Consider the following 14,066-nt stretch of genomic DNA (forward strand, 5'->3'; position numbering starts at 1 on the left):
AAGGGCTGTTAGCTGTGACGATCCTTTCGTACAACCCCGCCGACCCCGAGGACCTGGTCACCGAGGCCGAGGCACCCGGTGCCGAGGCCGTCCGGGCCGCCGTCGGACGGGCCCGGGCCGCGCAGGCCGGCTGGCTCGCGGGCGGTGCCGCGGCCCGCTCGGCGGCGCTCACCCGGATCGCCGAGGCGGTCGAGGCGCACGCGGACGAGCTGACCGCGCTGATCGTGCGCGAGGTCGGCAAACCGCTCGCCGAGGCCCGCGGCGAGGTCACCCGGACCGCCGCGATCTGGCGCTACTACGCGCAGGCGCCGTACGCGCCGTCCGGCGCCGTCCACGAGCCCGCCGCCGGCGAGGGCCTGCTGCTCACCCGCCGCCGCCCGTACGGGGTGGCCGGGCTGATCACGCCCTGGAACTTCCCGCTGGCGATCCCGGCCTGGAAGGCCGCGCCGGCGCTGGCCGTCGGCAACGCCGTGGTGCTCAAGCCGGCCCCGGAGGCGACCGCGTGCGCGCTGCGCCTGGCCGAGCTGGCCGGCCTCCCCGAGGACGTGTTCACCGTGCTGCCCGGCGGGGCCGAGGAGGGCGAGGCACTGGTCGGCGCGGCGGACGTGGTCTCGTTCACCGGCTCGACCGGCGTCGGCCGGGCCGTGGTGCGGGCCGCCACCGAGCGCGGCATCCCGGTCCAGGCCGAGCTGGGCGGCCTCAACGCCGCGCTCGTCCTGCCGGACGCCGACATCGAGCAGGCCGCCGCCCACCTGGCTGCCGCCATCGCCGGGTACGCGGGCCAGAAGTGCACCGCCACCAGCCGGGTGATCGCCGTCGGCACGGCGTACGAGCCGCTGCGTGCCGCGCTGGTGAAGGCGCTCGGCCTGGTCGACGACGCGGCCTGCGGTCCCGTCATCTCCTCCGCCGCCCGCGACCGGCTCACCGGCGCGGTCGACTCGGCCCGTGCGGCCGGGGCCACCGTGCTCACCGGCGGGTCGGTCCCCGAGCGGGCCGGCTGGTACGTCGAGCCGACCCTGCTCGCCGACGTGCCCGCCGACCACCCGCTGCGGCGAGAGGAGTTCTTCGGCCCGATCGCCGTCCTGCTGCCCGCCGCCGACCTGGACGAGGCCGTCGCGCTCGCCAACGACACCCCGCACTCGCTGGCCACCTCGGTGCACAGCCGCAGCCTGGACGTGGCCCTGGCCGCCGCCGACCGGCTGGACGCGGGCATGATCCGGATCAACGCGCCGTCCAGCGGCGTCGACTTCCACCTGCCGTTCGGGGGTGCCAAGGGCGCGAGCCACGGCGACCGCGAACAGGGCCAGGCGGTGCTCGACTTCTACACCGCGAGCCGCACCGTCAGCGTGCTGCCGGCCGGGGGTGCGTGATGCTCGTACGGACGGTGGACTACCACACCGCCGGGGAGCCGTTCCGGATCGTGGTCGGCGGCGCGCCCGGCGCCCCCGGTGACAGCGTCGCCGAGCGCCGGGCCATCGCGCTCGGCGCGGGCGGCACCGCCACCGCGCCCCGGCCCAGCGCCCTCGACCGGGTGCGGCAGCTGCTCACCCGGGAGCCGCGTGGGCACGCCGGGATGTACGGCGGGTTCCTGCTGCCGCCGGACGACGACGAGGCGCACCTCGGCGTGCTCTTCTGGCACAAGGACGGCTACTCGACCGCCTGCGGCCACGGCACCATCGCGCTCGGCGCCTGGGCGGTGGACTCCCGGCTCGTCCCCGCCCCGGACGACGGGGTGGCCCGGGTGCGGATCGACGTCCCGTCCGGGCGGGTCACCGCCCTGGTCCACCGCGCGGGCGGCCGGACCACCGGGGTGACCTTCCGCAACGTGCCGGCCGTCGTCACCGCGCTCAAGCTGCCGGTGCCCACCTCGTACGGGGTGGTCGAGGTCGCCGTCGCGCACGCGGGCGCCTGCTACGTCTCGGTGCCGGCCGCCGCGCTGGGCCTCGCCGTCGAACCCGGCCTGCTGCCCGAACTCACCGCCGCCGGGCGGGAGATCCGGGCTGCCCTGGCCGGCTCGCCGGCCGTCGAACACCCGACGGACCGGCTGCTCTCGGGTGTCTACGGGGTCATCCTGTACGACGAACTGCCCGCCGTGGACGGGGGGCTGAGCCAGCGCAACGCCACCGTCTTCGCCGACGGCCAGATCGACCGCTCGCCGTGCGGCTCCGGCACCTCGGCCCGGCTCGCCGTCCTCGCCGCCGAGGGCCGGCTCGCGCCGGGCGGGGAGCTGCGGCACGAGTCGCTGGTCGGAACGGTGTTCGGCGGCCGGGTGCTCCCGGGTGGCGACCCGTTCGACGGGGGCGTGGTCACCGAGGTGACGGGCAGCGCCCACCGCACCGGCGAGCACAGCTTCGTCCTGGAGGCGGACGACGAGCTGGGGACGGGGTTCCTGCTTTGACCGGTGACCGGAGCGAGACCGGGGGAATGCCCGCCGTGACGCTGCCCGGCGACCGGAGCGAGGCGGAGAGAACGCCCGCCCTCACGCTGCCCGGCGCGGCCGCTGCGCCGCTCCGGCGTGTCGCGCCGGGCGCTCACCCGCGGGAGGCCTCGGCGCCGGGCACCCGGGTACCCGGCGCCGAGGCCCTGGCGGGGGCGGTGGGCCGGCCGGGTGCCGCCGGGCCGGTGCCAGCCCTGACGCCGGTGCAGGCGGCCGATGCGATCGAGCGGGTGCTGTTGGAGGGGCTGGACCCGGAGGCCGCGCCCGCGCGGTCGGCGGTGCCGGTGCCGGCCGGCGAGCTGCTGCTGATGCCGGCCGCCTCCGCCGAGTACGCCGGGGTGAAGATCGCCGGGGTGGCCCCGGCCAACCCGGCCGTCGGCCTGCCCCGGATCACCGGGAGCTACCTGCTGCTGGACGGTCCGACGCTCCAGCCGGTCGCCCTGCTGGACGGTGCCGCGCTCACCGCCCTGCGCACACCCGCCGTCACCGCCGTCGCCCTGCGCCGGCTGGCCGCGCCGGACGCCGAGCACCTGGTGCTGTTCGGCGCCGGGCCGCAGGCGTACGGGCACCTGGACGCGCTGGTCGCCGTCCGGCCGCTGAGCCGGGTCACGGTGGTGGCCCGTAGCGCGGCGCCGGCCGAGGCGCTGGCCGCGTACGCGCGCGGACGCGGGCTGTCGACGCGGGTGGGGACGCCGGACGCGGTGGCCGGGGCCGACCTGGTGGTCTGCTGCACCACCGCGCGCACCCCGCTGTTCGACGGCGAGCTGGTGCCCGGCCACGCCGTCGTGGTGGCGGTCGGCTCGCACGAGCCGGACGCCTGCGAGGTGGACGCGGCGCTGGTCGGCCGGGCGGAGCTGTACGTCGAGGCGCGGGCCGCCGCGCTGCGGGAGGCGGGGGACCTCCTGATGGCGGGCGTCACCGGTGCCGATGTGCTCTGGAACCTGGCCGAGTTGGTCCGCGGGGAGGTGCCGGTGCCGAGTGACCGGCCGCGGTTCTTCAAGAGCGTCGGGATGGCCTGGGAGGATCTCGCGGTCGCGGCTCAGATGCACCGGTGCGGCGGCTGACGAGAACTCGGGCACTGAGAAGGGCTCGGTCACGTGAGAAGGGCTCGGCCGCCGGGAGAACTCAGTCGCCGATGAACCAGAGCCAACTGCCAGGTGTCCCCGCGCACTTGGCGAGCACGTCGGCGAGGTCGCGGACGGCCGCCCGCTGGGCCTCGGTGGTGCACCGGGCGAGCAGGGCGGCCGCCAGTGCGTCGCCGTGGCCGAGCGAGAGGCGCAGTTCGGTGACGGGCCTCTTCCGGTGGCCGGGCGGGCGGCTGTCGTAGAGGGCGAGTTCGATTCCCAAGTCCGTTTCCCCGGGCTGTGGTCGGGCGTTGTGATGGTGGGCCGGAGCTGCGGCCGGCGTGGTGGGAAGGGATCCCCGGCCACGTCGGCCGCTTTCGGCGTTTCCGGCTACCGGTAGGTGGCGATCAGGCGGGCCAGGTGCTTGCCGGTGAGGTGCAGCGGCTCCTCGCTGCGGGCGATCTGGGCGGCCCCGGATCGCGGCCGGTCACCACGAGGGCGACGTGGACCGGCTCGCCATGGGGCTCGCCAGCATCGAGCACGTCCGGGACACGGTGGAGGCCTCCGGGGTGGACGGCACGCTGCCCGGGCTGCTGGCCGACGTCTTCCGGAGCGGGGTGGCCGCCGGGCACGGGCGTCCAGTACGACCAGCCTGATCGGGCTTTTCCGGAAGGCGTAGCGGGATCGTTGCCGCGGAGTGGCCGCCGGCCGTTGTCACGGCAGGCGGCCACTGCCACGATGGGCTCCGTCGGGCTCGTGGTCTGCTGACGGATCGTCCCAATCACGGAATGTTGCACGCTCAACGTAACGTGACATTGTACGCTGGTGTTCTGCAACCACCCGGAGGAACGCCATGTCCGACCTGAAACCCCGCACCCTGATCTCCGTCCAGGAGCGGCTGCGCGACCAGGTCGCCCACGCCCTCCGCGCCGCCCTGATCTCCGGTGAGCTGCGCCCCGGCGTGGTCTACTCCGCACCCGCCCTCGCCGCCGACTTCGGCGTCTCCGCCACCCCTGTACGCGAGGCCATGCTCGACCTCGCCCGCGAGGGCCTGGTCGAGGCCGTCCGCAACAAGGGCTTCCGGGTCACCGAGCTGACCGAGCGCGACCTCGACGAGTACACCGAGATCCGCGCCCTCATCGAGATCCCCATCATCGGCCGGGTCACCCGCACCGCCACCGCCGAGCAGCTGGAGGCGCTGCGCCCGCAGGCCGAGGCCATCGTCGCCGCCGCCCGCAAGCACGACCTGATCGGCTACCTGGAGGCCGACCGCCAGTTCCACCTCGACCTGCTCGGCCTGGCCGGCAACGCCCACCTGGTCGAGGTCGTCGGCGACCTGCGCAAGCGTTCCCGCCTCTACGGCCTCAACCGCCTCGACCAGCGCGGCGAGCTCGTCTCCTCCGCCGAGGAGCACGTCGAACTGCTCGACCTCATGCTCTCCGGCGACGCCGAGGCCGCCGAGGCCTGCATGTCACGCCACCTCGGCCACGTCCGGTCGCTCTGGGCGGCGGGGCAGGAGGACACGGAGGACGAGGCCCGCCCGGCCCTGCGGCTGCGGGCCCGGTAGGGGCACCGGCACTCGTTCGGGTGAAGGCCGAAGACCGGGCGCCTGAAGGCCGCTCGGTTCTACGATGATGCTCTCGACATCGGCAGCCAGGAGGAATTCCATGTCCGCCGCAGCAGTGGAAGAGCCCATGGAGCAGCCGACGCTGCTCGAAGTCGCCGAGCTGATTTCCAAGCAGTTCGCGGGGCACCGGGTCGAGATCATCGGGAGCCAGATCACCGTGACGCCGCCGCCGAATCTCCAGCACGGCCGATCGCTGACCAGGCTCATGCGCAAGCTCTTCGCGGCAGGCCTGGACGATGAGGAGGCGGAGGTCATTCAGAACGTCGGCATCTGGCTCCCGGACGGGCCATCCGACTTTGCGGTCCCCGACCTTTCAATTCTCGACGCCGACAGCGACGACCACCTGATCGAGTACAACTGCTACGACCCGGCGGTGTTCCGCCTCGTGCTGGAAGTGACCTCCTCCAACCTCAGCGATGACCTGAAGAAGAAGCCCACGGCCTACGCCTCCGCCGGGGTACCGGTCTACGTGATCGTGGACCGGACGAACCAGCGGGTGATGGTGCTCACCGAACCGCAGGACGGTGAGTACCGGGTGCACGCCGTCCACCACGCCGGGCAGTCGTTCACGCTGCCGGAGTCGATCGGGGCGTCGGTGACGCTCTCGGTGGACGACGTGCTCACCGTGAAGAAGTAGTCACGCCGCCGCCGGGACGGTCAGCCTTCCGTCCTGGACCTCTGCCACCTGGTCCACCGCCCTCAGGTGGGTGCGGTCGTGGGTGACCAGGACGGTGGCGGTGGCCCGGCGGTGGGTGAGCTCGGTGACGAGGTCGATGACGGCGGCGCCGCGGTCGTGGTCGAGGGCACTGGTGGGTTCGTCGATCAGCAGGACGGTGGGGTCGTTCATCAGGGCGCGGGCGATGTTGACGCGCTGGCGCTGACCGCCGGAGAGCTGGTGCGGGCGGCGGGCGGCCTGGTCGCGCAGGCCCACGGCGTCCAGGAGTTCGATGGCCCGGGGCAGGGCCGTGCGGGGGGAGCGGCCGTCGAGGTGGGCCATCACCTGGAGCTGTTCGGCGGCGGTGAGCGAGGGCAGCAGGTTGGCCTGCTGGAAGACGATGCCGATCCGGTGCCGGCGCAGGGCGGTGAGCTCGGCGCGGTTCAGGCCGGTGGTCTCGACGCCGTCCACCACGACCCGGCCGGTGTCCGGGGCGATCAGTGTCGCGGCGACCGCCAGCAGGCTGGACTTGCCGGAGCCGGACGGGCCCACCACCGCGGTGATCGAGCCCTTGGGGACGCTGAGCGAGACCTCGTCCAGGGCGGTCAGCCGGCCGTCGCCGTCCGGGTAGGTGAGGGTGATGCGGTCGAGGTGCAGGGTCATCGGGCGCTCCCCAGGGCGGTCAGCGGGTCGACGGAGGTGATCCGGCGGATGGACAGGGCGGCGCCGGCCGCGCCGAGCGCGATCATCACGGCGGCCGGGAGGAGGACGGTCGGGGCGTCCAGGACGAACGGGACCGCGGAGCCGATCAGCACCCCGGCACCGGCCGCGACGGCGGTGCCCACGGCCGTACCGAGCACCAGCAGCAGCACCGCCTGGCCGAGCGCGTCCCGCAGCAGGTAGCGGGTGGAGGCGCCGAGTGCCTTCAGGACGGCGATGTCACCGCTGCGCTGGATCGTCCAGACGGTGAAGAAGGCGCCGATCACCAGTGCCGAGATGACGAACAGGAAGCCGCGCATCAGCTGTAGCGAGCCGTTCTCCGACGTGTAGGAGCCGATCGCGGCGAGCGCGTCCTCGCGGCCGAGGGTCTCGGTGCCGAAGCGGGCGTCGCCCGCGGCGAGGCCCGCGCCGGAGGCCGTGGTCAGGGCGATCACGGTGGCGTGCCCGCTGCCGCCCGGGGCGAACTGCTGCCAGTCCGTGAGGCTGGTCCAGACGACCGGGGTGTGGCTGTACGAGGCGTCGCCGGACACCGCGGCCACCTGGAGTGGGCGGCCCGCCAGGGTGAAGCCCGCGCCCGGGCGCAGACCGCCCAGGCTCTCGGCGGCGGTCTCGGAGAGCACGGCCCGCCCCGGGGCGAGCAGGGAACCCTGCGGGGCGAGCCCGGAGCCGTCCGGCACGCCGAACGCGGAGAGCGCGGCGGTGCGCTGCCCGGCGGCGGCCTTGGTGGTGGTGATGCCGAGCGGCTGTGCGGCCGTGACGCCCGGCTGCTGCGCCCAGCCCTGCCACTGCTCGGGTGTGACCTGGGAGTCGGTGAAGGAGAGCTTCTGGCCGTCGGCCGGCTTCGAGAAGACCAGGTGGTCGGCGGGCAGGCCGGTGATCGCCGAGACGTTCTGCCGGCCCAGCCCGGCCGTCAGGCCCGACAACAGGCCGACCAGCACGGTGATCAGCACGATCACGGTTCCCATCAGGGCGAACCGCCCCTTGGCGAACCGAAGGTCCCTCCAGGCGACGAACACGTCAGACCTCTCTCCTCGACTGCTGTGGCAACACTCACCACGGTCGCGGAGGAGAGGGTGGGCCGGCATCGCCCGGGGGATTGCATCCCCGGCATCGAAGGGCAGAAGCGGAGTTCAACCTTTTGATTGATGCCCGGCCGGCGCCGCGGATCCTAGGCTGGACGGATGGCGACCGAACGACTCCGCACCACCCCCGTCGCCCGCGTACTCCAGGTCTGCCTGCACCTGCTGGTGGCGGGCCTGCTCGCGCTCGCCGTCGCCCGGGCGGTGGCCGGCCGGGACGGTGACCCGGCCGCGGTCACCGCCGCCGCCGCCGCGATGGCCGCCGTCTACACGGCCGGGCCGCTGGTCGGCGCCGTCCGGCGGTCCCGGCGGGCCGCAGCGCTCTGGCTGGCGCTGCTCGGCGTCACCTGGGTGGGCGTGCTGGCCGCCACCCAGGACGGGGTCTGGCTGGCCTTCCCGCTGTACTTCCTGGAGCTGCACCTGCTCGGCCGCCGGGGCGGGCTCGTGGCGGTCGGGCTCACGGCGGGCACGGCGATCACGGCGTGGTCCTGGCACCAGCACACGTTCAGCCTGGCCTCCGCCATCGGGCCCACGCTCGGCGCGGCCGTCGCCACCGCCACCGTCCTCGGCTACCAGGCGCTCTACCGGGAGAGCGAGGAGCGGCGCCGGCTCATCGACGAGCTCACCGCCGCCCGCGCGGACGCCGCCGCCGCCCACCACGCGGCCGGCGTGCTCGCCGAGCGCGAACGGCTCGCCCGGGAGATCCACGACACCCTCGCGCAGAGCCTCTCCAGCATCCAGCTGCTGCTGCGGGCCGCCCAACGGGCACTGCCCGAGCGGACCGAGGCCGCCGCCGGCTACGTCGAACAGGCCCGGCAGGCCGCCCAGGACAACCTCGCCGAGGCCCGGCGCTTCGTCCGAGCGCTCACCCCGGCCGACCTGGAGGGCGCTTCGCTGCCGGTCGCGCTGGAGCGGCTCTGCGCCACCACCACGGCGCACAGCGGCCTCTCCGTCCGCCTGCACGTCTCCGGTGACCGGGTGCAGCTGCCGGCGCCGCAGGAGGTGGCGCTGCTGCGGATCGCGCAGTCCGCGCTCGGCAACGCGGTGCGGCACGCCGAGGCCTCGCACGCGGAGGTGACGCTCAGCTACATGGAGGGCGAGGTGGCTCTGGACGTGTTCGACGACGGGACGGGGTTCGACCCGGCGGCGGTCGCCGCGGGCGCGGGTACGGGCGGGGCCGGCGGGGACGGCGGCTTCGGGCTGCCGTCGATGCGGGCCAGGGCGCGGGCGCTGGGCGGTACCTTCACCGTCGAGTCCGCGCCGGGGGAGGGGACGGCGCTCGCCGTGCTGCTGCCGGTGCCCGCCGGGTCGGGCGCCTCGGGGGCGGCAGGTGCTTCGGGTGCTTCGGGTCCTGCGGGTCCTGCGCGTCCTTCCGGGCCTGCGGGTGCGCCGAATGCTTCGAGTGAGGAACCTACGTGATCGAGGAACGTGCGTGAGTGATCAGGTGATCCGGCTGTTGCTGGCCGACGACCACCCGGTGGTCAGGGCCGGACTGCGGGCCGTCCTGGAGAGTGAACCCGACTTCGCCATCGTCGCCGAGGCCGCCACCGCCGAGCGGGCCGTGCAGCTCGCCGAGGAGGTCGAGGTGGACGTGGTGCTGATGGACCTCCAGTTCGGGCCCGGCTCGGCGATGAACGGCGCCCAGGCCACCGCCGCGATCACCGCCCGGGGGGCCGGGGCGCCGCGGGTGCTCGTCGTCACCACGTACGACACCGACGCCGACACCCTCCCCGCGCTGGAGGCCGGGGCCACCGGGTACCTGCTCAAGGACGCGCCGCCCGAGGAGCTGGCGCGGGCCGTCCGCTCGGCGGCGGCCGGGCGCACGGCGCTGGCCGCGACGGTGGCGGACCGGCTGCTGGAGCGGATGCGCACGCCGTCGGCGGCGCTCAGCGCGCGCGAGACGGAGGTGCTCGGGCTGGTCGCGGACGGGCTGACCAACCAGCAGGTCAGCCAGCGGCTGCACCTGAGCCAGGCGACGGTGAAGTCGCACCTGGTGCACATCTACACGAAGTTGGGCGTGGACTCGCGTACGGCGGCGGTGCGGGAGGCACGGGCGCGGGGGCTGATCCGCCGGGGGGTGTGAGGGACGCTGAGGGACACCCGGCGGGCCGGCGGGCGGGCGTAGGGTGGGACGGGTTCGAACCGTTGCGCGGAGTGGAGGAACGCGCATGGCCGCCGTCCGCCTCGACGAGCTCGCCGTTCCCGTCATCGCCGCGCCCATGGCGGGCGGGGCGTCCACACCGGAGCTGGTGGCCGCGGTGAACGGGGCGGGCGGGCTCGGGTTCCTCGCGGCCGGGTACCGGCCGGCCCGCGGCGGGCCGGCCGCGGAGATCGTCAGGGAGCTGTGGGAGCGGGCTCGTCGCTGAGCACGGAGCGGTAGTGGCCGATCTTCGCCCGGATGTGGTGCTGCTGGCGCCGCAGGTGGGCGATCTGCTCCTCCACCTGCGCGTCGTGCTCCTCCAGCACGGTGAGCCGCTCCGCCACCGTCGCGTCCCCAACGCGGGCCAGCTCGGTGAAGCGCAGCATGGCCGCGATCGGCATCCCGGTGTCCCGCAGGCAGCGCAGCATGGCGAGCCAGGCCAGGTCGTCCTCGCTGAACCGCCGGTGGCCGGTCCGGGCTCGCTGCACCGCGTCCAGCAGCCCGATCTTCTCGTAGTACCGCAGGGTGTCCAGGCTGAACCCGGACCGCTCGACCGCCTCCGCGGGCGTCAGCAACTCGACTCCGGATGCACCCATGCCGGTGATCATCCCATCGCCGGGGTGCGCACCTCGGGGTGAGCCGGGCGCGGGCGTCGCAGATCGAGCACGGGCAGGCGGACGGCCTGGACGGCCTGGACGGCCCGCGGGCCTGCGCCGCCGCGTATCGGCGGCGGGGGCGAGACCACCGCGCGGCAGGGGATCGGTCGATCGGGCTCGCCTGAATCCGACCCCCTGTCGTCGACCCCCCGCCGCCGATCCTCTGCCGTCGACCCCAGCCGCTGACCCCCTGCCACCGCACCCCCCTGTCACTGCACCGCGTGGCGGTGGCGGAGGGGCTCAGGCGAGAAGGGCGGACATCCAGGATTCGAGGGCGGGCACGGTGCGGGGCAGGGCGCCGGACATGAGGCGGGCGCCGTCGGAGGTGATCACGAGGTCGTCCTCGATGCGGATGCCGAGGCCGCGGAGTTCCAGCGGGAGGGTCTCGTCGTCGGGCTGGAGGTAGAGGCCGGGTTCCACGGTGAGGACGTGGCCCTCCTCGAGGACGCCGTCGAGGTAGGTCTCGGCGCGGGCCTTGGCGCAGTCGTGGACGTCGAGCCCGAGCATGTGGCCGGTGCCGCAGAGGGTGTAGCGGCGGTAGACGCCGCTGTCCTCGGCGAGCGCCTGTTCGGCGGGGACCCGCAGGACGCCCCAGTCGGCCAGGCCTTCGGCGATGACGCGCATCGCGGCGTGGTGGAAGTCGCGGAACCGGGCGCCCGGGCGCAGGGCGGCGATGCCGGCGTCCTGGGCGGCGAGGACCAGTTCGTAGGCCTGCCGCTGGACGTCGGTGAAGGTGCCGGAGAGCGGGAGGGTGCGGGTGATGTCCGCGGTGTAGAGGGTGTCGGTCTCGACGCCGGCGTCGAGCAGCAGCAGGGCGCCGGGGTCGAGCGCGCCGTCGTTGCGGATCCAGTGCAGGACGCAGGCGTGGGCTCCGGAGGCGGCGATGGTCTCGTAGCCGGTGCCGTTGCCCTCGGCGCGGGCGCGGAGGTTGAACACGCCCTCGATCCAGCGCTCGCCGCGGTGGTGGCGCAGGGCGTCGGGCAGGGCGCGGACGACGTCCTGGAAGCCCAGGACGGTGTGGTCGACGGAGAGTTGGAGCTGGTCGACCTCCCAGGCGTCCTTGACGAGGCGGAGTTCGGAGAGCACCGCGGCGAGTGCGGCGTCGCCCTCGGCGAGCTGCGGGGAGCCGGGGCGGCCGGTGGCGGCGTCGAGGGAGGGGGCGATGCCGGCGAGGACCCGGGTGCCGGCGGGCTGCGGGCCGGTGAGCAGCTTGTCGAGGTCGTCGAGGTGCCCGGTGGCCAGGCCGGTGAGCCGGGAGGCCTCGGCGAGGTCGGGGCGGCGGCCGACCCAGAACTCGCCGTATCGGCGGTCGCGGTAGAACTCGGCGCCGCGGACGGGGTCGCCGCCGCGGGGGGAGCGCGGGCGCAGGTAGAGGACGGGCTCGTGGCCCTCGGGGCCGGCCGGTTCGAGGACGAGGACGTGGCCGACCTGGTCCTCGCCGGTGAGGCCGGTGAGCCAGGCGTAGGCGCTGTGCGGGCGGAACCGGTAGTCGGTGTCGTTGCTGCGGACCTTGAGTTCGCCGGCGGGGACGATCAGCCGCTCGCCGGGGAAGGCGGCGGAGAGGCGGGCGTGGCGGTCGGGCAGCGCGGCGTACCCGGGGACGCGCTGGTCGGCCGGGAGCGGGGTGGGGGCCCAGGAGGTGCCCATGAAGGAGTCGAGGGCGGGGGAGACGGGCAGGTCGTGGCTGCCGGTGTTGAGGCCGGTCTGGCGGAGGGTCACCGGGTGTTCTCCTAAGCGGGGCTGGAGGGTTGCACGGACACAGCTCGGTAACGGGACGCGCCACCTCTTGTGCAGTGCAATTTCACATTACTATGTTACGGGTCACACCGCGGAGCGGCTAGACCCCCTGAGGTCGCCCTCCCGGCCGGGCCCCGGACCAGCCCCGGGGCCGGACCACGGGCCTACGGCGGGCCCCCCACTGCGGAGTTGCACATGACCAGGCGCACCCACGCCGCCCTCGCGGCGGCCCTCGCGGCCACACTCACCCTCGGCCTCGGGGCCTGCAAGAACGACAAGAGCGACACCGGCGGCGACGCCGCGGCCACGAGCACCAAGGGCCCGGGCGCGGAGTCCGGCTCGATCATCGGCGGCACCCCGGTCAAGGGCGGCACCCTCACCGTCCTCACCAACCAGGACTTCGCCCACCTCGACCCCGCCCGCAACTGGGTCCTGCCGCACATGGACTTCGGCACCCGCCTGATCTACCGCACCCTGGTCACCTTCAAGGCCGAGCCGGGCGCCGCCGGCAGCGAGATCGTCCCGGACCTCGCCACCGACCTCGGCAAGTCCTCCGACGGCGGCAAGACCTGGACCTTCACCCTGCGCGACGGGTTGAAGTACGAGGACGGCAGTCCGATCAAGTCCGCCGACGTCAAGTACAACGTCGAGCGGTCCTTCTCCCCGGACCTCACCGGCGGCCCCGACTACGCGATCCAGTACCTGGCCGGCGGCGAGAACTACAAGGGCCCGCTGACGGGTGAGCACCTGCCCAGCATCGAGACCCCGGACGACAAGACCATCGTCTTCCACCTGAAGCGCCCGGTCGCCGAGTTCTCCTACACCGCCACCCTGCCGACCTTCTCCCCGGTGCCGCAGGCCCAGGAGAAGGGCACCCAGTACGACTCGCGGCCGTTCGCCTCCGGGCCGTACAAGATCGCCTCCTACGACCGCGGCAAGCAGCTCGTCCTGGTCCGCAACACCAACTGGGACCAGTCCACCGACACGGTCCGCAAGGCGTACCCGGACAAGATCGTGGTCACCCAGGGCCTCAAGGGCGGCCAGGCCGACGACCGGATCATCGCCAGCGAGGGCGCGGACGCCTCCACCGTCGAGATGCCGTGGATGCAGCACGAGTCCGTCGCCAAGGTGCTGCCCAAGGCGGACGTCAAGTCCCGCATGGTGGCCGAGCAGACCGGCTGTACCGACATGCTGTACCTGAACACCGCCAAGGCGCCCTTCGACGACCCGAAGGTGCGCGAGGCGATGATGTACGCCGTCGACCGCGAGGCCCAGGTCACCGCGTTCGGCGGCCCGGCGATGGCCGACGTCGCCACCTCCTTCCTTCCGCCCGCGCTGACCGGCGGCGCCAAGGCCGACCCGCTGAAGATCCCGGCCGCCGGCGACCCGGCGAAGGCCAAGGAGCTGCTCGCCGCGGCCGGGAAGACCGACCTCAAGGTGTCGCTCACCGTCTCCCTCGGTGACAAGACCCGCGGCGAGGCGATCCAGCAGTCGCTGGCCAAGGCCGGCGTCCAGGTCACCGTCAACACCGTCGACGCGTCCGCCTTCGCCGACACCGTCGGCGACACCAAGAACGCCCCCGAGCTGACCATCAACGGCTGGTGCCCGGACTACCCGTCCGGCGCCACCTTCCTGCCCTTCCTCTTCGACGGCCGCACCATCAAGGAGAAGGGCAACCAGGGCAACTACAGCCAGTTCCGGGACCAGGCCACGATGGACCGGATGGACCAGATCGCGGCCATGACGGACCTGGCCGAGGCCAACGCCGCCTGGAAGCAGCTCGACGAGGACCTCGTGAAGAAGGCCCCGGCCATTCCGCTGATGTGGCAGCGCCGCCCGCTGCTGGCCGGCACCAACGTGGCCGGCGTGTTCGGCAACGCCGGCTACGCCGGCATGATCGACATGGCCGTGGTCGGCCTCAAGGACCCCTCGAAGAGCCAGGGCTGAGGTA

Annotated in this window: 14 protein-coding genes and 1 pseudogene; 10 read left to right on the forward strand and 5 right to left on the reverse strand. The window is 74.1% G+C overall.

What is annotated here, in order from left to right:
• Positions 1–14 precede the first annotated feature (14 nt).
• From OG286_RS30725 to OG286_RS30735, 3 genes are read left to right on the forward strand one after another with little or no spacing between them, the layout of a single operon-like run.
• Complete coding sequence (locus OG286_RS30725) at positions 15–1,370, forward strand: aldehyde dehydrogenase family protein (RefSeq protein WP_405359316.1); 1,356 nt, start codon at positions 15–17, stop codon at positions 1,368–1,370.
• Complete coding sequence (locus OG286_RS30730) at positions 1,370–2,398, forward strand: proline racemase family protein (protein ID WP_405359314.1); 1,029 nt, start codon at positions 1,370–1,372, stop codon at positions 2,396–2,398. The genes OG286_RS30725 and OG286_RS30730 overlap by 1 nt, the downstream gene beginning before the upstream one ends.
• 26 nt (positions 2,399–2,424) lie before the next feature.
• Positions 2,425–3,501: an ornithine cyclodeaminase family protein gene (locus tag OG286_RS30735; protein ID WP_396321784.1), complete on the forward strand. Its 1,077-nt coding sequence runs from the start codon at positions 2,425–2,427 to the stop codon at positions 3,499–3,501.
• A gap of 61 nt (positions 3,502–3,562) precedes the next feature.
• Here OG286_RS30735 and OG286_RS30740 read toward each other — a convergent pair whose 3' ends face one another.
• Complete coding sequence (locus tag OG286_RS30740) at positions 3,563–3,784, reverse strand: hypothetical protein (RefSeq protein WP_396321783.1); 222 nt, start codon at positions 3,782–3,784, stop codon at positions 3,563–3,565.
• A 220-nt stretch (positions 3,785–4,004) separates the two neighbouring features.
• On the opposite strand from OG286_RS30740, the gene OG286_RS30745 reads away from it, so the two are divergent.
• From OG286_RS30745 to OG286_RS30755, 3 genes are all read left to right on the forward strand, one after another.
• A complete protein-coding gene (locus tag OG286_RS30745) occupies positions 4,005–4,157 on the forward strand; it encodes a hypothetical protein (RefSeq protein WP_405365913.1) in 153 nt (50 codons plus the stop codon).
• Between the two features lie 197 nt (positions 4,158–4,354).
• On the forward strand, positions 4,355–5,068 hold the full coding sequence (locus OG286_RS30750) for a GntR family transcriptional regulator (RefSeq protein ID WP_396321781.1): 714 nt from the start codon (positions 4,355–4,357) through the stop codon (positions 5,066–5,068).
• A gap of 100 nt (positions 5,069–5,168) precedes the next feature.
• On the forward strand, positions 5,169–5,765 hold the full coding sequence (locus OG286_RS30755) for a Uma2 family endonuclease (RefSeq protein WP_396321780.1): 597 nt from the start codon (positions 5,169–5,171) through the stop codon (positions 5,763–5,765).
• On the opposite strand, the gene OG286_RS30760 is transcribed toward OG286_RS30755, so the two are convergent.
• Positions 5,766–6,446 (reverse strand): ABC transporter ATP-binding protein, encoded by a 681-nt coding sequence (locus tag OG286_RS30760; protein ID WP_396321779.1) that lies wholly within the window; start codon positions 6,444–6,446, stop codon positions 5,766–5,768.
• On the reverse strand, positions 6,443–7,519 hold the full coding sequence (locus OG286_RS30765) for an ABC transporter permease (protein WP_396321778.1): 1,077 nt from the start codon (positions 7,517–7,519) through the stop codon (positions 6,443–6,445). Before OG286_RS30765 ends, OG286_RS30760 begins: the two co-directional genes overlap by 4 nt.
• A gap of 165 nt (positions 7,520–7,684) precedes the next feature.
• Here OG286_RS30765 and OG286_RS30770 point away from each other — a divergent pair, with 165 nt between their 5' ends.
• The 3 genes and pseudogenes from OG286_RS30770 to OG286_RS30780 form a co-directional block, all read left to right on the forward strand.
• Positions 7,685–9,001 carry a sensor histidine kinase gene (locus OG286_RS30770; protein WP_396321777.1) on the forward strand — a complete coding sequence of 439 codons (1,317 nt, stop codon included), beginning with the start codon at positions 7,685–7,687 and terminating at the stop codon, positions 8,999–9,001.
• A gap of 13 nt (positions 9,002–9,014) precedes the next feature.
• On the forward strand, positions 9,015–9,665 hold the full coding sequence (locus tag OG286_RS30775) for a response regulator (protein ID WP_396321776.1): 651 nt from the start codon (positions 9,015–9,017) through the stop codon (positions 9,663–9,665).
• A gap of 85 nt (positions 9,666–9,750) precedes the next feature.
• Positions 9,751–9,897, forward strand: a pseudogene (locus OG286_RS30780) (nitronate monooxygenase); the annotation flags it as partial.
• 19 nt (positions 9,898–9,916) lie between these two features.
• Here the strand turns inward: OG286_RS30780 and OG286_RS30785 are convergent.
• Positions 9,917–10,318 carry a MerR family transcriptional regulator gene (locus OG286_RS30785; RefSeq protein ID WP_396321775.1) on the reverse strand — a complete coding sequence of 134 codons (402 nt, stop codon included), beginning with the start codon at positions 10,316–10,318 and terminating at the stop codon, positions 9,917–9,919.
• 300 nt (positions 10,319–10,618) lie between these two features.
• The gene (locus OG286_RS30790) at positions 10,619–12,097 is read right to left on the reverse strand and encodes an aminopeptidase P family protein (protein ID WP_405359308.1); all 1,479 of its coding nucleotides are present in this window, start codon (positions 12,095–12,097) and stop codon (positions 10,619–10,621) included.
• Positions 12,098–12,310: 213 nt separating this feature from the next.
• Between OG286_RS30790 and OG286_RS30795 the strand changes: the two genes are divergently transcribed.
• A complete protein-coding gene (locus tag OG286_RS30795) occupies positions 12,311–14,062 on the forward strand; it encodes an ABC transporter substrate-binding protein (protein ID WP_405365914.1) in 1,752 nt (583 codons plus the stop codon).
• Positions 14,063–14,066 lie beyond the last annotated feature (4 nt).

Origin of the sequence: Kitasatospora sp. NBC_00039 (genome assembly GCF_045160625.1) — a bacterium.
GTDB lineage: Bacteria > Actinomycetota > Actinomycetes > Streptomycetales > Streptomycetaceae > Kitasatospora.